General features: G+C 71.8%; 20 protein-coding genes. 7 read left to right on the top strand and 13 right to left on the bottom strand.

Annotated elements, in window-relative coordinates:
• The first annotated feature begins 3 nt into the window (after positions 1-3).
• The 4 genes from ACIRSS_RS06570 to ACIRSS_RS06555 all read left to right on the top strand — a co-directional run bounded on the left by ACIRSS_RS06570 (position 4) and on the right by ACIRSS_RS06555 (position 4,338).
• A complete protein-coding gene (locus ACIRSS_RS06570) occupies positions 4-972 on the top strand; it encodes an ABC transporter permease (protein WP_400891348.1) in 969 nt (322 codons plus the stop codon).
• A complete protein-coding gene (locus ACIRSS_RS06565; RefSeq protein ID WP_400891346.1) occupies positions 969-1,733 on the top strand; it encodes an ATP-binding cassette domain-containing protein in 765 nt (254 codons plus the stop codon). Before ACIRSS_RS06570 ends, ACIRSS_RS06565 begins: the two co-directional genes overlap by 4 nt.
• A 98-nt stretch (positions 1,734-1,831) precedes the next feature.
• Positions 1,832-3,133: a DUF1800 family protein gene (locus ACIRSS_RS06560; protein WP_400891343.1), complete on the top strand. Its 1,302-nt coding sequence runs from the start codon at positions 1,832-1,834 to the stop codon at positions 3,131-3,133.
• On the top strand, positions 3,130-4,338 hold the full coding sequence (locus tag ACIRSS_RS06555) for a DUF1501 domain-containing protein (protein ID WP_400891341.1): 1,209 nt from the start codon (positions 3,130-3,132) through the stop codon (positions 4,336-4,338). Before ACIRSS_RS06560 ends, ACIRSS_RS06555 begins: the two co-directional genes overlap by 4 nt.
• Positions 4,339-4,705: 367 nt before the next feature.
• Here ACIRSS_RS06555 and ACIRSS_RS06550 read toward each other — a convergent pair whose 3' ends face one another.
• The 7 genes from ACIRSS_RS06550 to ACIRSS_RS06520 all read right to left on the bottom strand — a co-directional run bounded on the left by ACIRSS_RS06550 (position 4,706) and on the right by ACIRSS_RS06520 (position 10,695).
• Positions 4,706-6,013 (bottom strand): ATP-binding protein, encoded by a 1,308-nt coding sequence (locus tag ACIRSS_RS06550; RefSeq protein ID WP_400891339.1) that lies wholly within the window; start codon positions 6,011-6,013, stop codon positions 4,706-4,708.
• Positions 6,010-6,690 carry a response regulator transcription factor gene (locus tag ACIRSS_RS06545; RefSeq protein ID WP_400891337.1) on the bottom strand — a complete coding sequence of 227 codons (681 nt, stop codon included), beginning with the start codon at positions 6,688-6,690 and terminating at the stop codon, positions 6,010-6,012. Before ACIRSS_RS06545 ends, ACIRSS_RS06550 begins: the two co-directional genes overlap by 4 nt.
• 101 nt (positions 6,691-6,791) lie before the next feature.
• On the bottom strand, positions 6,792-7,838 hold the full coding sequence (locus tag ACIRSS_RS06540; RefSeq protein ID WP_400891334.1) for a ferritin-like protein: 1,047 nt from the start codon (positions 7,836-7,838) through the stop codon (positions 6,792-6,794).
• A gap of 66 nt (positions 7,839-7,904) precedes the next feature.
• Positions 7,905-9,119 carry an RNA polymerase sigma factor gene (locus tag ACIRSS_RS06535; protein WP_400891332.1) on the bottom strand — a complete coding sequence of 405 codons (1,215 nt, stop codon included), beginning with the start codon at positions 9,117-9,119 and terminating at the stop codon, positions 7,905-7,907.
• Entirely contained in the window at positions 9,116-9,469 is a 354-nt protein-coding gene (locus tag ACIRSS_RS06530) for a YciI family protein (RefSeq protein WP_400893395.1), read from the bottom strand. Before ACIRSS_RS06530 ends, ACIRSS_RS06535 begins: the two co-directional genes overlap by 4 nt.
• A gap of 23 nt (positions 9,470-9,492) precedes the next feature.
• Complete coding sequence (locus tag ACIRSS_RS06525) at positions 9,493-10,212, bottom strand: dihydrofolate reductase family protein (protein ID WP_400891329.1); 720 nt, start codon at positions 10,210-10,212, stop codon at positions 9,493-9,495.
• 102 nt (positions 10,213-10,314) lie between these two features.
• Positions 10,315-10,695, bottom strand: a complete 381-nt coding sequence (locus ACIRSS_RS06520) for a winged helix-turn-helix transcriptional regulator (protein ID WP_400891327.1) — start codon at positions 10,693-10,695, stop codon at positions 10,315-10,317.
• Between the two features lie 108 nt (positions 10,696-10,803).
• Between ACIRSS_RS06520 and ACIRSS_RS06515 the strand changes: the two genes are divergently transcribed.
• Complete coding sequence (locus ACIRSS_RS06515; RefSeq protein ID WP_400891325.1) at positions 10,804-11,640, top strand: enoyl-CoA hydratase/isomerase family protein; 837 nt, start codon at positions 10,804-10,806, stop codon at positions 11,638-11,640.
• A gap of 23 nt (positions 11,641-11,663) precedes the next feature.
• Positions 11,664-12,650 (top strand): NADPH:quinone reductase, encoded by a 987-nt coding sequence (locus tag ACIRSS_RS06510; protein ID WP_400891323.1) that lies wholly within the window; start codon positions 11,664-11,666, stop codon positions 12,648-12,650.
• A gap of 27 nt (positions 12,651-12,677) precedes the next feature.
• Here ACIRSS_RS06510 and ACIRSS_RS06505 read toward each other — a convergent pair whose 3' ends face one another.
• Together ACIRSS_RS06505 and ACIRSS_RS06500 are read right to left on the bottom strand one after the other, a co-directional pair.
• Positions 12,678-13,628 carry an NADP-dependent oxidoreductase gene (locus ACIRSS_RS06505; protein ID WP_400891321.1) on the bottom strand — a complete coding sequence of 317 codons (951 nt, stop codon included), beginning with the start codon at positions 13,626-13,628 and terminating at the stop codon, positions 12,678-12,680.
• A 7-nt stretch (positions 13,629-13,635) separates the two neighbouring features.
• Positions 13,636-14,139 (bottom strand): nuclear transport factor 2 family protein, encoded by a 504-nt coding sequence (locus ACIRSS_RS06500; protein ID WP_400891319.1) that lies wholly within the window; start codon positions 14,137-14,139, stop codon positions 13,636-13,638.
• A 108-nt stretch (positions 14,140-14,247) separates the two neighbouring features.
• On the opposite strand from ACIRSS_RS06500, the gene ACIRSS_RS06495 reads away from it, so the two are divergent.
• Complete coding sequence (locus ACIRSS_RS06495; protein ID WP_400891317.1) at positions 14,248-14,856, top strand: TetR family transcriptional regulator; 609 nt, start codon at positions 14,248-14,250, stop codon at positions 14,854-14,856.
• On the opposite strand, the gene ACIRSS_RS06490 is transcribed toward ACIRSS_RS06495, so the two are convergent.
• The 4 genes from ACIRSS_RS06490 to ACIRSS_RS06475 all read right to left on the bottom strand — a co-directional run bounded on the left by ACIRSS_RS06490 (position 14,830) and on the right by ACIRSS_RS06475 (position 18,734).
• Complete coding sequence (locus ACIRSS_RS06490; RefSeq protein WP_400891315.1) at positions 14,830-15,216, bottom strand: hypothetical protein; 387 nt, start codon at positions 15,214-15,216, stop codon at positions 14,830-14,832. The two genes, ACIRSS_RS06495 and ACIRSS_RS06490, sit on opposite strands and share 27 nt — an antisense overlap.
• Positions 15,217-15,387: 171 nt before the next feature.
• On the bottom strand, positions 15,388-16,092 hold the full coding sequence (locus ACIRSS_RS06485; RefSeq protein WP_400891312.1) for a TetR/AcrR family transcriptional regulator: 705 nt from the start codon (positions 16,090-16,092) through the stop codon (positions 15,388-15,390).
• A 100-nt stretch (positions 16,093-16,192) separates the two neighbouring features.
• Complete coding sequence (locus ACIRSS_RS06480; RefSeq protein WP_400891310.1) at positions 16,193-16,981, bottom strand: enoyl-CoA hydratase/isomerase family protein; 789 nt, start codon at positions 16,979-16,981, stop codon at positions 16,193-16,195.
• Positions 16,982-17,003: 22 nt separating this feature from the next.
• Positions 17,004-18,734 carry a CocE/NonD family hydrolase gene (locus ACIRSS_RS06475; RefSeq protein ID WP_400891308.1) on the bottom strand — a complete coding sequence of 577 codons (1,731 nt, stop codon included), beginning with the start codon at positions 18,732-18,734 and terminating at the stop codon, positions 17,004-17,006.
• Positions 18,735-18,781: the final 47 nt, after the last annotated feature.

Here is an 18,781-nt window from a genome sequence, read left to right as displayed (position 1 = left end):
ACGGTGAGAGGGCTGCTGCTCGGGGTGATGCGGGTCAAGGAGCTGAGCATCCTGCTGGTCACGATCGCCGCCGGGATCTACTTCACGGCGACCAGCGACGCGTTCAACTCCTTCGACAACTACCGCACGATCGCCCAGTACGTCGCGCCGTGGTCGATCATAGCCGCCGGGCAGGTGATGCTGCTGATCTGCGGCGAGATCGACCTGTCCGCGGGGTTCGTGTTCACCCTGTCCCCCTTCATGCTGATGCAGCTGTTCGTCAACGGCTGGCCGCTGTGGCTCGCCCTGCTCGGCGCGATCGCGGTGAGCACGCTGATCGGCGTGGTGAACGGGCTCATCCGGACGGTGCTGACGATCCCGTCGTTCATCACCACCCTGGGCATGGCGTTCCTGTTGCAGGGCCTGGTCCTGATCATCTCCAACGCCCGGCCCGTCGCGGCGCCGAAGGACAGCGCGGTGCTCGAGGTCTTCGGCGGGGCGCGCTGGAGCGAGTTCCTGTGGGCGATCGGGGTCGTCGTCGTCATGCAGGTGGTGCTTTCCGCGTCCCGGTTCGGCATCCACACCCAGGCCACCGGCGGGAACCCGGTCGGCGCGGCGGAGTCCGGCATCGCGGTCAACCGGGTGAAGGTGGTCAACTTCGCGATCACGAGCACCCTGGCCGGGCTCGCCGGCATCCTGCAGGGCACCCGGGTCGGCTCCTACGACCCGACCAACGGCGGGTTCACCACGATGTTCTTCGCCGTCGCCTCGGCCGTGATCGGCGGCACGGCGCTGCTGGGCGGGTCCGGTACGGTGGCCGGCGCATTCCTCGGCGCGCTGCTGCTCGGCATCGTGTTCGACGGCTTCAACCTGACCGGGGTCAGCGCCAACGCGTTCAACGTCGTGCTCGGCGCCGCCATCCTGCTCGCGATGGTGCTGAACGTGACGCTGATCGTCGTGCGCAAACGCGCCGGATCCCGGGAGCCGGCATGACCACCGAACCCGGCGACGACGTCATCCGCGTCGAAGGCGTCGGCAAGAGCTTCGGCCCGGTGAGCGCGCTCACCGACGTCAACCTGCACGTGGGGCGCGGCGAGATCCTCGGGCTCATCGGGGACAACGGTGCCGGCAAGTCGACCCTGATCAAGATCCTCACCGGCTACCACCAGCCCGACGCCGGCCGCATCCTGTTCGAGGGCGAGCCGGCGATCCTGAAGTCCGTGGTGCACGCGCGAGCGCTGGGCATCGAGACGGTCTTCCAGGACCTGGCGATGGTCGACGACCTGCCCGTGTACCTGAACCTGCACCTGAACCGGGAGCTGACCCACCGGCCGATCCCGTTCCTGCGGCGCCGCGAGATGAAGCGCCGCGCCCGGGAGGCACTGGACTCGATCGGGATCACGGTCCCGTCGGTGACGGCCGAGGTGGGCATGCTTTCCGGCGGCCAGCGCCAGGCGATCGCGGTGGCCCGCTCGGTCTATTCGAAGGCGAAGCTGCTGCTCCTCGACGAACCGCTCGCCGCGATGGGCGCCAAGGAGAGCGCGGTGATCCTGCGCCTGCTGCGAGAGCTGAAGCAGCGCGGCGACATCGCGATCATCCTCATCGCCCACAACTACGGGCAGGTGATGGACGTGTGCGACCGGGTGAACCTGCTGCAGCACGGCCGGATCACGTTCGACCAGCCGGCCGCGAACACCTCCGTGGCGGAGCTGCTCGAGCTGGTGAACGCGGAGTACCGGCTTTCGGACACCTGACCGGGGCGGAACCCGCCGGGACCGCCGTAGCTGTGGATCGGCTTAAAGAACCCGCCGGGTGGTCGCCGCGGCCCGTCGCGGCTTCCACCATCGAAGGCATGGTGGTGCTTTCCGAACGAGCGGCCGTCCGGCGGCTGCACGACCGCCTCGGCTTCGGGCCGCGGCCCGGCGACCTCGACCGCGGGTTCGCCGAGACCCGCGACCGGCTGCTGGGCGGCGGGCCGGACGCCGGCGCGGCCGCGACGCCGATGCCCGATCCCGGCCCGCCGGCGGACAAACCCGGCAAGAACGCCGACCAGGCCGCCAAACAGGAGGCCCGCAAGCAGACCCAGGCCCAATCCACCCAGGCCGTGGGCTGGTGGCTGGACCGGATGGTGGCCGCCGACCTCGCGTCCGTCGAGCGGCTGACCTGGTTCTGGCACGGCCACTTCGCCACCGGCGAGCAGAAGGTGCGCAGCCCGCGGCTGATGCTCGCGCAGATCCGGACCCAGCGCGAGCACGCGCTCGGCAGCTTCACCGACCTGGCCCGCGCGATGGCCGTCGACCCGGCGATGCTGCTGTGGCTCGACGGCAACAGCAACAAGGCGGGCAAACCCAACGAGAACCTCTCCCGCGAGTTCATGGAGCTGTTCACCCTCGGCGTCGGCCACTACACCGAGGACGACGTCCGCGAAGCCGCCCGCGCGCTGACCGGCTGGACCGCCCAGCGCGACGACCCGGCGTCCCGGCTGGTCGCCAAGCGGCACGACGACGGCGTGAAGCGGATCCTCGGCGCCAGCGGCGACTTCGACGCGCAGTCCTTCGTGGACCTCGTCCTGAGCCGGCCGGAGTCGGCGCCGTTCGTCGCCGGGCGCGTCTGGTTCCGGCTGGTGTCCGCGACGCCGCCGCCCGCCGACACGCTCAACCGCCTCGTCGCCGCGTACGGGAGCCGCCGCGACATCGGCGCGTTGCTCCGCACGATCACCGACGAACCGGCGTTCCACGACAGCGCGACGTCGCTGGTCAAGCAGCCGGTCGAGTGGCTGGCCGGCTTGCTGCGCGCGCTCGGCGTCCGGCCGGGGAAGCTCGACGAGAAGACGCGGACGCAGCTGCTGGCGGCGTTGCGCGGGATGGGCCAGGTGCCGTTCCAGCCGCCCAGCGTCGGGGGCTGGGCGGCCGGCGGGGCCTGGCTGACGACGTCGGCGGGCGTGGCCCGCCTGCACGCGGCGCAGCTCGTCGCCGAGCACGCCGACCTCGGCGCGGTGGCGAAGGCGCGGGACAAAGCCGCGGCGATCGGCGACCTGCTCGGCGTCGACGCGTGGTCGGACCGGACCCGCGCCGCGCTGGCCGGCGTCGGCGGCAACGTCCGCCAACTGTCCACAGTGGCCGCTTGTGCCCCCGAATACGTAGTGAGCGGGTGACGATCGTGCAGCAGGTGAACCGTCGCAGGTTCCTCACCGCGACCGGCGTGACGGCCGCGGCGGCGCTGGCCGCCGGCGCCACGCAGGTCGACTGGGGCCGGCTGATGTCGGCCGCGCAGGAGAACCCGCTCGACCCGGACGCGGGGGTGCTGGTGGTCGTCACCCTCTACGGCGGCAACGACGGCCTCAACACCGTCGTGCCCGCGGGCGACCCGGCCTACCAGAACGCGCGCTCCGAGCTGGCCTACCGGCCGGAAGAGGTGCTCGACCTCGGCGAGGGGCTCGGGCTGAACCCGGGAATGAAGGGGTTCAAGGGCCTGTGGGACAGCGGTCGGCTCGCCGTGCTGCGGGGTGTCGGCTACCCGAAGCCCGACCACAGCCACTTCCGGTCGATGGCGATCTGGCAGACGGCGTCGCCGGAGACGTCGGTGCCGACCGGCTGGCTCGGCCGCTGGCTGGACGCCACCGGCGACGACCCGCTGCGCGCGGTGTCGGTCGACCCGGTGCTGCCGCCGCTGCTGGCCGGGGAGCGGACCGCGGCGGCGTCGCTGCCGGTGGGCGGGCTGAAGCTTCCGGAAGGCGCGCTGGGCAAGGCGTTCCAGGACCTCGGGGCGCCCCAGCCGGGCGAAGGTTTCTGGCAGGCGCGCGCGGCGCGGTCGGTGACCGACCTGCACCGGGCGGTGCAGACCCTGGGGAAGCCGGGCGAGAACGGGAAGAAGGCGAAGGGCGAGCTGGCGGCCCAGCTGGACGTCGTCGCGGGGCTGATCGAGGCGGGCGTGCCGACGCGCGCGTACTCGGTGTCATTGGGCGGGTTCGACACGCACGCCGACGAGCGCGGCACCCAGCAGCGGCTGCTGACCGAACTGGACGGCGCGCTGACCCCGTTCGCCCAGCGCCTGGCGAAGTCCGACCGCGGCAAGCAGGCCACGGTGCTGGTGTATTCGGAGTTCGGCAGGCGCGTGACGGCGAACGCGAGCCAGGGCACCGACCACGGAACGGCGGGCCCGATGTTCGTGCTGGGCCCCCGGGTCAAGGGCGGCTTCCACGGAGCGGAGCCGAGCTTGACCGACCTGGACAACGGAGATTTGAAGCTGACCACGGACTTCCGAGACGTGTATGCGACGGTGCTGGAGGACGTGCTCGGGATCGACGCGGGCAAGGTCCTCACCGGCCACAGTGGACGAATGGACGGCTTGTTCGCCTAGGAGCTGTCCGATCCACTCTCGGTTCCGCTGCTTCCGCGACGTGGCGCGCTCCTCTAGGAGCTGGCGTGCCGACCGGATGGTCCTGAAGTACCTGATCGGCCGGTACCTCTTGAGATCGACCAACGTTTTCGCCACCAACGCGGCGATGATCAGGTCCATCTCCCGGTCCCGGAACAGGACTTCGACCGGCTCGAGAGGGACCCCCTTCGGATCGTGATGGCCGCTCTTCTCGAGGCTCGCCCGGAACCCTCGAGGAAAGCGAGGTGATCGTCCATTGCCGGGCAAACCTGGTGGACTGTCAGCAGAACGTCGCCGCAGCGCTGCCTCGTCCGTATCAGTGCAGCACGCCCCGCCGACCACCACGCTCCTAGGAGGCCGGCGGCAACCCGGTCAACCGGAACCGCGCTCCCCCGCCCGGCGCGGCCTCGCACCACAGGTCGCCCCCATGAGCTCGGGCGAAGCCACGCGCGATCGGCAAGCCCAACCCCGAGCCGCCCTCGCCACGAGCCGCATCCAGCCGGACCAAGCGGTCGAAGATGCGCTCGCGCTCCGGCCCAGGCACGCCCGGGCCCGTGTCCGTCACCGTCATCCCGTCGCCGGTGACCTCCAAGGTGAGCGTTCCGCTGCCGGCCATCGCGCGGACCGCGTTGCCCGCCAAGTTGGCCAGGATCTGCGTCAACCGCGCCCGGTCGCCGAGCACCACCGTGTCCGGGCCGGTGATCTCGACCGTCACCTCCGGGGCGGTCAGCCGGACCTGCTCGGCCTGCGCGGCCGCCAGCTCCCGCAGCGCGACCGGTGTCCGCTCGAGCTCGGCGCCCGCGTCGAGGCGCGCCAGGTCCAGCAGGTCGGCCACGAGCCGGCCGGCCCGCTGGGACTCGCGGACCACCAGCAGCTGCAGCCGCTCCCGCTGCTCGTGCGGGGTGTCCGCCGGCTGCTGCAGCAACGCTTCCGCCGCCGCCTGCACGCCGGCCAGCGGGGTGCGCAGCTCGTGGGCCGCGTCCGCGACGAACTGCCGCGTGCGCTCCTCCGACGTGCGCGCCGCCTGCTCCGCGCCCTCGAGGGCGTCCAGCGCGGAGTCGAACGCGGCCGCCGCGCGCCCGAGTTCGGTGCCGGTCCGTTCCGGGGCGAGCCGGCCGCCCCGGCCGCCGGAGACGATCGAGCGGGCCAGCCGCGTCATGGCGTCCAGCGGCGCGAGCGCGAACCGGACGGCCAGCAGCAACGCGACGGCGGCGACGACCAGCGCCGCGACGCCGGTGGCCAGCAGCACCCACCGCAGGCTCTGCTCGGCCGCCGAGATCAGGGACTCGTCGGCGGTGAGCGTCAGCTTCGCGCCGTCGATCCGGGCCGGCCCGGACAGCGTCGCGCGCACTTGGCGGATCCGGGTGTCCGGCGGCGGCCCGGCCGCGCCGAGGAACGAGCCGTCGGGCAGGGTCAGCGACCCCTGCACCCCGCGCGTCTCGACGCGCCGCAACAGGTTCTGCGGAGAAACGTTCTGCTTGGCCAGCTGCTGCGCCAGCTGGACGCGCGCGGTGAGCACGGCGTTGACGTCGCGCTCGGCCTGCGCGCGGAACACCGTGTCCACGACCAGGCCGACGGCGACCAGCACCACCGCCAGCACCACCAGCACGGTGACGGTGACCCGCCGGCGCAGCGACGTCGTCCGCAGGCCCGTCACGCCGCACCGCGCAGGACGTACCCCTGGCCGCGCACGGTGTGCAGCACCCGCGGGCCGTGCGCTTCGAGCTTGCGGCGCAGCGTGCTGACGTTGACTTCGACGAGGTTCGGCGCGTAGTCGCCGTAGCCCCACACCGCGGTGAGGACCTGCGTCTTGGAGACCACGCGGTCGCGGTGCCGGGCGAAGTACAGCAGCACCTTCCACTCGGTGGAGGTCAGCTCGACGTCGGCGCCGCCGTAGCGGGCCCGCCCGCCTTCGACGTCGATGACGAGGTCGCCGATCTCGACGGCCGGGCGGGTGCGCCCGGTCCGGCGCAGCACCGCGGTCACCCGCGCGACCAGTTCGGCGAGCACGAACGGCTTCACGACGTAGTCGTCGGCGCCTTCGCCGAGCCCGCGCAGGCGATCTTCGACCTCGTCGCGGGCGGTCAGCATCACCACCCCGGCGGCGGAGGCCCGCCGGATCACCCGCAGCAGCTCGAAGCCGTCCCGGCCGGGCAGCATCACGTCCAGCACGACCAGGTCCGGGCGGGCGCGGGTCAGCTCCGCCTCCAGATCGGCCCCGTCGGGCCGCGACCGCACCGAGAACCCCGCCCCGGCCAACGCGGCCTCGACCGACACGCGGATCGCTTCCGCGTCCTCGATCACCAGGATGCGCGGCGGGGTCGGCTCGTCCACCGCGTCAGCTTAGAGGCGCCGGGGGCACCTCGCCACGCCCTGAGTGTCCACATCGGACCACCAACCGCCGCGGTGTCCCTTTCCGCACCACGGCCCGTGCTTCAGTTCCGCCGCTCGGGCGGCACGTACTCGAACGTCGGGCCCGCGGTCGTCTTCCCGTCACCGGTCGGCATCGCCATCAGCGCCAGCGCCTGCTTGCGCAAAGCGAACATCGTGCCCACGGCGCCCATCATCCCGCCCGGACTGCCGGTGAACGCCTCCTCCAGCTGGTAGAGCAGCAGACTGTAGGTCTGGTTGAACTCCTCCTGCGCGACCCGGATCGGGCTGCCCTCCGGGTAGTCGGCCGTCCGCGGGTTGTGCCGCATCGGCAGCACGCCGTCGAAGTCGACCGCGATCTCCTCACCGGTCGGGCCGGACCGCGGGGTGTCGCCGGTCCGGTAGCGGCGGCCCGCCTTCAGCTCCTGGAACCGGAAGAAATGCGCGACCTCCTCCCGCTCGGGGTGGAAGACGTCGCGATCGCCGTCCCACACATCGGTGCGCGCCGCCCCTTCGCCCTGCTCGACGATTTCCGCCAGCGCCGCCGACGCCGACTTCAGGTCGTGCACCGGAATCACCTCACCGCCCCCGCCGCGGAGGTGGAGCTCCCCGATCTGCCGGGCCGGGTCGCCGCTGAACACCTGCTCCTCCCCCAGCTTGTCGCACAAGGCGCGCAACCCCGCCTCGATGGCGGCGTAGAACTGCCCGATCGTCCGGTACTCGTCGGTCTGCGGCGGCGCGTCCGCCGACGCGGGCTGCTCGATGCGCAGGAACAGCTCCAGCGCTTCCGGGCCGAACGGCGCCAGGTGGACGTGCACGGACCGATCGCCGTGGGGCAGCGGATGCGGGTACGGCGGCAGCAGCTCCGGTGTGTCGAGCTTCGGCGAGCCGCCGACGGCGTTGAGCAGGTTCGCGGCCAGCGCCAGGTGGATCATCTCCTCGGCGAGGACCGTGCCCACGACCTGGGTGGCTTCGGGGTTGCGGGCCGCGTCCAGCGAGTAGAGCGCGCACAGGTAGGGAGGAATCGTCGCGTGCTCGAGTTCGATCGCCCACTGCAGGTGGCGGCGGAGATCCTCGAGCGTGTCGATGGCGTGGGCGCCACGGCTGTCCATGCGGTACTCCGGTTCGTCAGGTCGGTGTCGCCAGCCAAGACAGGACGCCCCCGCGGTTTGTGACAGTCAGCCGTCCCCCAGCCGCGCGGCGCGGGTCAGGAGGTGGCGTTTCTCCGGCTCGCTGGTCGTGCGCCGGGCTGCCTCGCGGTAGCCGACGCGAGCCGCGGCGTGGTCACCGGCCAGCTCCAGCAGGTGGGCGCGCACGGACACCAGGTGGTGGGACGCCGAGATGCGCTCGTCGGCCGAAAGGGCCTCCAGCAGGGCCAGCCCGGCCGCGGGTCCGTGCACCTCGGCCACCGCGACCGCCCGGTTGAGCGTCACCGTCGGGTTGGGTGCCACGCGCTCGAGGACCGTGTACAGGGCCAGGATCTGGGGCCAGTCGGTGACGTCGGCGGTGGGTGCCTCGTCGTGGACGGCGGCGATGGCCGCCTGGAGCTGGTACGGGCCGACCGGGCCCCTCGGCAGCGTGTCGGTCACCAGGGCCACGCCCTCGGCGATCGCCTCGGTGTCCCACAGCGTCCGGTCCTGCTCGCTCAGCGGCACCAGCGCCCCGTCCGGGGCCGTGCGGGCCGCGCGGCGGGCCTCGGTGAGCAGCAGCAGGGCCAGGAGCCCGGCCACCTCGCCGTCGCCGGGGACCAGCCGGTGCAGCTCGCGGGCGAGCCGGATGGCCTCGGCCGTCAGCTCGGCCCGCACCAGCCGCGCCCCCGCCGTCGCCGTGTAGCCCTCGTTGAAGACCAGGTAGATCACCTGGAGCACGACGCCGAGCCGAGCCGCCTGCTCGGCCGGCGGCGGCAGCTCGAACCGGGCTCCCGCCGCTTTGATGCGGTGCTTGGCCCGGCTGATGCGCTGCGCCATGGTCGCCTCGGGCACCAGGAAGGCCCGGGCGATCTCGACGGTCGACAGCCCGCCGACGGCCCGCAGGGTCAGCGCGACCTGCGACGACGGCGTCAGCGCCGGGTGGCAGCACAGGAACAGCAGCGTGAGGGTGTCGTCGCCGGCTTCGGCGTCGCCACCGGCGGGAGGGGGCGTGCGGAGGGCATCGGCCTCCTCCCGCCGGCGGCGGGCGACGTCACTGCGGACCTGGTCGGCCAGGCGGCGCGAGGCCACCGTCACCAGCCACGCGCGGGGGTTCTCCGGCCGGCCGCGCACCGGCCACTGGGCCGCGGCCTCCGCCAGGGCCTCCTGGACGGCGTCCTCGCAGGCGTCGAAGAGCCCGTAACGGCGCACCAGCACGCCGAGGACCTCCGGGACCAGCCGCCGGACGGCCTGCCAATCGGTCACGGCGCGACGTCGGCCTCGTCCATCAGCGGCCGGACCTCGACACCCCAGTACCGCGCCGACGGCGCCCGGGCCGCGATCTCCAGGGCCCGCTCCAGGCTGTCGCAGTCGACGATCGAGAAGCTGCCCAGGAACTCCTTGGCCTCGGCGTAGGGGCCGTCGGTGATCACCGGGGTCCCGCCGGTGACCCGGACCATCTTGGTGTTGACCTCGTCGGCGACGCCGTAGGCGCCGATCAGCTCGCCGGACTCGTACAGCTCCTGGTTGAGGGCGTCGGTCTCGCGGATGATTTCGGCGAGGGTCTCCGCGCCCACCGAGGTGAAGGCTTCTTCGTTGCCGTAGATCAGCAGCATGTACTTCACGGGTCGTTCCTCTCTCACTGCCCGGCCGACGCGACCAGGTCGCCGCTGGCGCCGCGGTCGTCCAGCACCAGCTTCGACCGCCCGCTGACGGTATAGCGGATGTGGGTGACCCCGGGCGTCTCGACGACCCGGGCCGGGACCAGCTCGATGCCGTCGTCCGCGCCGAGCCCGAGGCTCGAGTCGAACAGGCGCTGGCCGTCACCCAGCAGCACCGGGCTGATGTGCAGCTCGAGCTGGTCGAGCAGCCCGGCGGCCAGCACCTGGCGCAGCAGCTCTCCACCACCGGCCACCGCCACATCCTTGCCGCCGGCGGCGTCCCGGGCCAGCTCGACGGCCCGTTCGACGCCCTCGGTGACGAAGGTGAAGGAGGTGCCGCCCGCGCGTTCGAGCACCTCCCGCGGGCGGTGGGTGACGACGAACACCGGGGCCCGGAACGGCGGCTCGTCACCCCAGGGGACCTCGCCGGCGTCGAACATGCGCCGGCCCATGACGTAGGCCCCGGCCGCCGCGAACATCTCCGCGACGATCTCGGAGTCGACCGACTGCTCACCGCCCGCGAAGCCCTGCCGCTCGCGCCAGGCCATGGCGTCGACGGCCCAGCGGGTGACCCGGAAGAACCCGGGTGCTTCGGGGCCCCGCATCCAGCCGCTCATGTCGGCGGGGGCGTGCGTGTCCCGCGGTCCGGTGTAGAAGCCGTCGAGGGACACCGACATCTGCGCGGTCACCTTGGTCATCGTTCGTGCTCCAGTCGTGCCGGGCGGCCCCTTTCGGCCGCCGATGCCCCTCAGTCGGAGCCGACCGTCCGTTCTCGACACCCGCGGGAAACCTGTTTTTCGTCAGCGGGCCGAGGAGCGCTCGTCGTACTCGTTCTGCGCGGCCACGACCTCGCCGCTGTGCTCGATCGTCCACCTGAGCAGGCAGATGAACGGCCCGCGGAAGGACTCGCCCAGGGGCGTGAGGGAGTACTCCACGCCGACCGGCGACGTCTCGAGCACCCGGCGCCGGATCAGGCCGTTGCGTTCGAGGCGGCGCAGCGTCTGGGTGAGCACCCGCTGCGTGACGCCGTCCAGCTGCCGCTTGATCTCGTTGAACCGCGTCGGCTGTTCCAGCACCTCCATCGTCATCATCGACCACTTGTCCGAGATCTGGTCGAGGATCGGGCGGCTCGGGCAGTCGGCGCTGAACCGCGGAGCGCCGGGGAGCGAGGTGGTGTCCATGGGGATCCTTGGTTCTCCAAAAGTGCGTTATTGATCATTCTCGGCGCCTGCACCAGTGTGGGTATGCATCGCAAACCTACTGGCTCATCGACAACCTTGGGGACCCCCGTGGACCTGGACACGTACTCGACGCTCGACGTCACCATCGACGCGGGCGTCGCCTGGATCGTGCTGGACAACCCTCCCGTCAACGTCCTCGGCGCGACGTTGATCCGCGAACTGCACGAGGTGCTCGGCACGCTGCGCGACGACCGGCGGGTCCGCGTCGTCGTGTTCTCCAGCGCCAACCCGGAGTTCTTCCTCGCCCACGTCGACATCCACATCCTCGACGAGATGGATCGGCTGCAGGAGATCGCGGACCGGAACCCGGACGCCAACCTGTTCCAGGGTGTCGGTGAACTGCTCCGGCACCAGCCACAGGTCACGATCGTCAAGCTCGCCGGCAAAGCGCGCGCCGGCGGCGCCGAGTTCGTCGCGGCGGCCGATCTGACCTTCGCCGCGAGGGAGACCGCGGGCCTGGGCCAGACCGAGGTGCTGATGGGCATCGTTCCGGGTGGCGGGGGAACGCAGTACCTGCGCGAGCGGGTCGGCCGCAACCGCGCTCTCGAACTGCTGCTCACCGGCGACCTCGTGGACGCCGACACGGCCGCCGCCTACGGCTGGGTCAACCGCGCGGTGCCCGCGGCCGAGCTCGACGACGTCGTCGACCAGGTGGCGAAGAAGATCGCCGCGCTCTCGCCGGAGCTCATCGCCGCGGCGAAGCGGCTGGTCCCGCCGACGGACCTGGCGGACGGCCTGAAGGCGGAGCACGACGCGTGGGCCGAGCTGGTGAGCGGGCCGCTGCCCGCACAGCTCATGACGCGCGCCCTGGAACGCGGCGTGCAGACACCGGAAGGCGAGCGCGACCTCGAGTCGGTCATGCGCGGCATCGGCGCCACTCTCTAGTCCACATTGGAGACCACGAAGCAATGAAGGCAGCTTTCTTCACCACCAACGGCCCCGCGAAGACCGTGCTGCGCGTGCTGGACGTCGCACGGCCGGAACCCGGCCCCGGCGAGGTGCGTGTCCGCGTCACGCTCTCGGCGATCAACCCCGGCGACATGTGGATGCGGACGAACTCGTCACCGGAGGACTTCGGCGCCGTCGGCGAGCACCGCGGCCGCATCCCGCACCAGGACGGCACCGGCGTGGTCGACGCGGTCGGCGCGGGCGTCGACCCGAGCCGGATCGGCGAACGCGTGTGGCTCTGGTTGGCCGGGTCCGGCACGCCGTGGGGCACCGCCGCCGAGTGGACCGTGGTGCCGTCCGACCAGGCGGTCCGGTTGCCGGAGGGGACGTCGGACGAACTCGGCGCCAGTCTGGGCATTCCGGCGATGACCGCGCACTGGTGCCTGCACGCCGACGGCTCACCGAAAGACCGCACCGTGCTCGTCGCGGCCGGAGCCGGCGCCGTCGGCCACTACGCGATCGAACTCGGCAAGCTCGCCGGCGCGCGGATCGTGACCACCGTCAGCGGACCGGAGAAGGCGGCGCTCGCCCGCGCCGCGGGCGCGGACCTCGTCGTGAACTACCGCGACGCCGACGCCGTCCGGCAGATCCTCGACGGAGCCGGCCCCGCCGACCGGATCATCGAGGTCGCGCTGACCGACAACCTCGAACTGGACCTGGCCGTCGCCGCCCCGGGGGCGACGATCGTGACCTACTCGGCGCAGCCGGTGGACCCGGCCCTGCCGGTGTTCCGGCTGATGTGGCCGAACCTCGTGCTGAGGTTCGCGTTGCTCCTCACCGCACCGCGGGAGCCACTCCTGCGCGCGGCCACCGAGATCACCGCGGCGCTGGAACAGAAGCTGCTCTCGCCCCTGCCCGTGCACTCCTTCGCCCTCGACGACGTCGCGGCCGCGCACGAAGCGGTCGAGAGCGGCATCACCGGCAAGGTCGTGCTCGACCTGCGCTGACGATCCGTTCCGCACGGCAAGCAGGTCTCAGAAGGCGGTGATGTCCAGGACGAGACGGCCGCGGACGCCGCCCTCGGCCAGCCGGCGATGGGCGTCCGCGGCCCGGTCGGCCGGCAGCACGTCGGCCACCCGCAGCGTCAGCTCCCCCGCCGTCGCCTGATCGCGCAGCCGCAGCAAGCGGGCGTGATCGGTCGCCGCATCGGTGACGAAGACCTTGTGCAGCCGGACATCGCGGCCGACCGGGCCGTCCCAGCCGCGGACGACGGCCAGCCCGCCGCCGTCGCGGACCGCCGCGACGATCAGTTCGTGCTGCGCCGCGCCGTCGATCACGGCGTCCACGCCGTCGGGCGCGAGCGCCCGGAACCGGGCGGCGACGTCGTCGCCCCGGGGCACGACCTCGTCGGCGCCCAATTCCCGCACCAGCCCGACGTCGGCCTCCGAGGCGTCCGCGAACACCCGCAGCCCCTCGGTCTTGGCCAGCTGCACCGCGTACCCGCCGAGGGCGCCGGCCGCTCCGGTCACCGCGACGGTCCCGCCGGCCGGCACGGCGACCGCATCCAGCGCTAGCCGGGCGGCCAGGGCGTTCATCAGCAGCGTGCTCGCGGCGGGGAAGTCCACGCCGGGTGGCATCGGGACCACCGATTCCGCCGGCGCCACGACGAGTTCGGCGTAGGCACCACCGCGTGGGCCGTAGGCCTGCACGATCGCGATCACCCGGTCCCCGGCCCGGAGTGCCGTGTCGGTGTCCGGGCCGATCGCGTCGACCACGCCGGCGGCGTCCATACCGGGCACGTAGGGGCCGGGGCGGCCCTCGAACCAGGCTTTCACGACACCGGCGCGCAGCATGGTGTCGGTGGGGTTGACCGCCGCGGCGTGCACGCGGACGCGCACCTCACCGGGGCCCGGGACCGGGTCGGGCAAGTCGATCACCCGCAGCACCTCGGGGCCGCCGAACTCGATCAGGCCGATCGCCCGCATGCGGTCCTCAATTCCCGATCGCGGTCGCGGCGGGGATCCTGGCGGCCGCGGGATTGCCCACCGACCAGCGCGAGCTGACCCGGTTGCGGCGGACCAGCCAGACGTGGTCGTGATCGCGGACGAGCTCGGTCTCGAACCGGTTGCCCAGCAGGAGGTGGTCCTGGAACTCGACCGACGGCCCTTCGCCGATGCGGTGGTGCTGCCCGATCAGGTAGCAGGTCAGCGCGGCGGTGTCGCCGTCCACCCACACCCGGATGTTGGCCAACGCGTGGAAGGTGTCCATCGCGGTTCCCACGGTCCGCATCAGCGTTTCGACGACCTGCTCGCGGCCGACGTAGGGCTCGAACACGTGGATGCTGTGGTCGATGCCGCCGAGGTCGAACACGGCGTCCTCGGTGAAGGCGGACCGCAGCAGCTCCTCGTCGCCGAAGTCGATTCCCTCGACGATCCGCGTGACCGCGTCCACGACGCCGTCCCGGTCGGTGTAAGCCGTCGCTTCACTCGGCTTCATCGGCAGTCTCCTGTCTCGCATCGCGCCAACGCCAACGTTGGTGTTGGCTCCAACGTAACACCACGCCATCGCCAACGGCAACGTTGGCGTCGGTGTTAACCTCCGGGCATGAAGCGAACCGTCGACGACACGCGCCGCCTGCTGCGGGAAGCCGCGATGGTCGAGTTCGCCGCGCACGGGTCCGACGGCACCACCGTGACCCGCATCGCCGCCCGCGCCGGCGTCAACAAGGAACGGCTCTACGCCTACTTCGGCGACAAGGACGCCCTCTTCGACGAGGTGCTCACCGAAGCGCTGGAGGAACTCTCCCGCGTCGTAACGCCGGAGGGCGTGGATTTCGGCGACATGGGCGAGGTCGCCGGACGCACCTTCGACTACTACGGCGAGCACCCCGAACTGGCGCGCCTGCTGTTGTGGGAAGGTCTGCGCGGCGCGCCGCCGGTCAACGCCACCGCGCGCGTCGAGCACTACAGCCGCAAGGTCGCCGCCACCGGCCGGGCCCAAGCCGACGGGTCCATCGCCGGCGGCATCGACGCCGGCCACCTCATGTTCATGATCATCGGGCTCGCGGCGTGGTGGTTCAGCGTCCCGCAGCTCGCCACCATGCTGACCGGCGCCGAGGCCGACGACCCGGACGAGCGAGCCCGCAGGCGAACCTTCGTCGTGGAGGCGGCGCGGCGCCTGACCCGGTCACAAACCGACGTCACGGCTCCCTGAGGGAGGATCGGCCGGGTCCACGAGCGTGACCTCCTCGATCGCCTCGAACCTGCCGTCCGGCGCGAACCTGCCGAACACGTAGGACTCCCGCACCTGCCGGGTACCGTCGCGCATCTCGATCGTGAGCACGTGGCGGTCGGCGTAGACGGCTCCGCGGACCACCTCGTCCAGCAGGTCGACCTTCACCGAGCGAACCATCGTGCGGACGTGCGCGAGGTTCCGCGCGATCACCGGCCACTCGGCCCAGACGCCACCGGTCCGCTGCCGGTAGGCAGGGGTGAAGTGCCTGGCCATCACCTCTTCCACCGGAGTGTCCCGCTCGTTGAGCAGCTCCTCGAGCACGATCGCCATGCTCCTCATCGGTTTCCTCCCTCGGTGGTGCACGCCGGACCTGACGACTGAACCACCCGCCGGCCCCGCGGGACCATTCGCGATCGGCTCGGTTCCATACGCGTCCGGGCCGAATCGGGTCCCACGGCGCGGAGCACGGCCTCGGTCACGCGCCGGCCCGGCTCGGCTGACGAGACCGGGTCAATCGCCGGACTGGTCCGCGGCCGCGAACACGACCCGGTCGACCAGGCCCCAGTACGCGTCGGCGACGTCCGCCCGGTCGGCCGGAACGCCGCTCGTGACCTCCATCTCCGGACCGAACTCCGAGAGGGTCGCCGTGAGGCTGACCATCATGTAGTGGAACAGGATCGGCTCGACCTCGGGCAGCAGGCCCTGGTCCTGGGCGGCCGCGATCTGCGGCAGCAGCCGGTCGAGCAGGGGCTTGAGCACCGTGTCGGCGGCCCACCGCAGCCGCGGGTTGTGGGTGGACGCCTCCTGACGCATGAAGCGGTGGAAGTCGGGGAACCGGACCGTGTGGCGGAACAGCACCCCGTACTCCGCGCGCAGCCGCTCCAGCGGGTTCAGGCCCGTGTCGCGGACGGCTTGTTCGTCCCACTCTTGCCTGATCCGCGCGAAGGTCGCCTCGGCCGTCGCCCGCCACAGCAGGTCCTTGCTCGGGAAGTGGTACGTGATCAACGGGTGCTGCACGCCCGCGCGGTCGGCGATGCCGCGGATGCTGGCCGTCTCGAAGCCCTTCTCGGCGAACTCGGCGAAAGCCGCGGAGAGGATGGTCTCGCGCGTGGCTTGCGACCGCTGTTGCTCCGCGCGCCGGCGCGGCCGTCCGGCTTCCGTCGAAGCGCCCTGCTCCGGCCGCTTCCCGGCGGCGGACGTGCTTCTCGATGCCATGCCGAACCCTAACACCGCGGGCCCGGTGGCCCCGGGCGCGAGTTCGTCGCCGTCGACCATTGTGGACACACCGGGAGCGACCTTCCTGTTGTCCCGGCACCTACCTGCCGGCGAACTCGATCTCGGGCGGCTCGACGCCGGCGTCGAAAGCCTGGGCCGTGTTGACGAAACCGCGCTGGACGTCCGCGCCGTCGTACAGCTCCATGGCCACGTCGAGAACCACTTCGTCAGCGGCCGCGACACCGCCACCGGACCAGACCTTGAGCAGCGTCCGGGTGGCGACGTACGAGCGCGTCGGTCCGACGGCGAGGCGTCGCACGAGCGCATCGGCCTCGGCGTCGAGCTGCGGCTCGGGCACCACGTGCGTGGCGATCCCGAGCTCCCCCGCCGAGGTGCCGGGGATGGGCTCGCCGAGGGTGGCGAAGCGGTGGGCACGCGCCCGGCCCACGCGTTCGGCCAGCCGCTGGACGCCGCCGGCGACCGGCAGCATGCCCGTGGTGACCTCCACGCACCGGAACACCGCGGTGTCGGCGGCCACGAGGAAGTCGCAGGCGAGCGCCAGCTCGAAGCCGCCGCCGAACGCCAGGCCCCGCACGACCGCCACGGTCGGCACGCGCAAGGCCTCGATCGCCCGGTACGACGTGGCGACCTCGCGGACGAACGTGCGGAACCAGTTGCCGTCCTTGCCCGGCCACTCGCGGACGTCACCGCCCAGGCTGAAGTTCGGTCCTTCCGCGAGCACGGCGAGCACGCGGATATCGCTCTCACCGGCCGCGTGCACCGCGTCGCGCAGGTCGGCGGCGTAGCGGGTGCCGACGCGGTTGTGGGGCGGATCCGCGAGGACGATCCGGCCGATGCCGCCCTGCCGCTCGAATCGAACGCTGCCCATGCTGCGCTCCTCCACTGGGTTCTCAGGCCGCTTCGGGGATGACGGGGAGCAGGAGGTGCGACGGCCGGTCGGCGTCGTGGTAGACGCGGTGGGTCACGGTCTCGCTGCTGGTGACGTGGTAGGGGATGTACTCCACGCCGTTCATGGCGCCGGTTCCGGTCGGGACGTCCGCGCTGGTGATCTCCAGGCAGATCCGGTGCCCGGTCCGGAACGTGTTGGCGGTCGCGAGGATCTGGATCCGGTACTCGGTGACCGCTCCCGGTTCGACCGGGGCGATGGAGTCGCGGGTCAGTTCGTGGAAAGGCTCCCAGGGCGTGGACCGCTCCTCGTCCAGCGCGCGGTACGACGCCTTGAGCCAGCCGCGGGTGAGCTCCCGTTCGGGGAGGTCCGCGGGCAGGTCGCGTTCCCCTTCACGCGCCGTCCGCACGGACACGTCCGGACCCACGTCCTTCAGCACGACGATCCAGTTCGTGTCGGGCTTGTCGATCTCGGCGTAGAGGGTGAGGCTGATCGGACCCACCACCGTCAGGTCGTGCGGCAGCGGCTCGCTGAGGTATCGCAGGCGCTCGACCGTCTTCGTCCCGGTGAGCGGCATCTGCGTGAAGACGTCGGGCTTCCGCGCGGACTCGCCCGTCTCGGCGGCGGGCCGCGGGGGCTCGACGCTCAGCGACTCCCAGGCGCCGAGGTGGAACTTCGTCCACTCAGTCCGCGGCAGCGGCCAGTCCTCGCCGGTGCGCCACTCGTTGCGGCCCATGAGCCAGTAGCGCACCGGCGGCTCGGACATGATGCCGGTGTCGACGCCCTTGAGCCAGTGGTCGTACCACCGGATGATCTCGTCGTGGTACTGGTGGAACGGCCGCTCGACGTGCGCCGGCCCGGTGAAGATCAGTTTCTTCGGCTGGTCGACGTTCCGGAAGTAGTGCTGCGCGCCCAGCCAGTGGAGCTTGTACGTGTACGCGTAGGCCCCTGAGCCGGTGTAGAACGGGATTTTGATCTTCTCGAAGATCTCCTCGGCCTGCTCGACCACGCCGTCCGCCTCCCACGGATGGGTCAGGGCGTGGTACATGACAAAAGTGCGCTGGCCCTTCTGGGTCAGGATGTTGTACAGGTTGACGTACTGCTTGAAGTCGGGGTTCGCCATGGCCTTCCGCCACAACGCCTCCTCTTCGTCCGGCAGGGGGCCGGGCCGGTCGCGCGGCTCGTGCACGGTGCTGAACACGTCGAGCAGGTACGGGAACGTGTGCAGCACCCCGCCGGGGTGCAGGTCGCGGAACCCGAACATCCCGCCGTACGCACTGCAGGCGTCGTAAGGGAAAATGGCCTTGAGCGCGGGATGGCCCTGCGCCGCGGCGCGCCACTGCTCCCCCGCGTAGCCGGAGATGCCGACCATCCCGACGTTGCCGTCGGACCACGGCTGCCGCGTGATCCACTCGATCAGGTCGTAGTGGTCGGTGTCCTCGTCGCCGTAGTGCCCCTCGGACTTCGCCGATCCGCGCGGTTGCGCGATGACGTGCACATAGCCGCTGGCGACGAACCGCCGCGTGTCCCCGGCCTCGATCGGCCCGAACCACAGGGGCGCGTGCGCCGGCTGAGGCGGAAGCACATCCGCGACGTCGGGACCTTGGATGTCCTTGTTGTGCAACGCACTCGCGTAGAGAACGGGGTGCCCGCCCGGCGCGTCCGGACGGTAGACGTCCACCGCCAGCCGCGTGCCGTCCCGCATGGTGACCAGGATGTCGCGTTCCTCGATCATGCTCCGAATTCCCTTCAGCGGGGCGCCGACGCAGGTCGTTAACCTTT

Source organism: Amycolatopsis sp. NPDC101161, assembly GCF_044768185.1.
Lineage (GTDB): Bacteria > Actinomycetota > Actinomycetes > Mycobacteriales > Pseudonocardiaceae > Amycolatopsis.
Note: the sequence above shows the minus strand (reverse complement) of the source record. Positions and strands in the feature narration are given on the sequence as shown.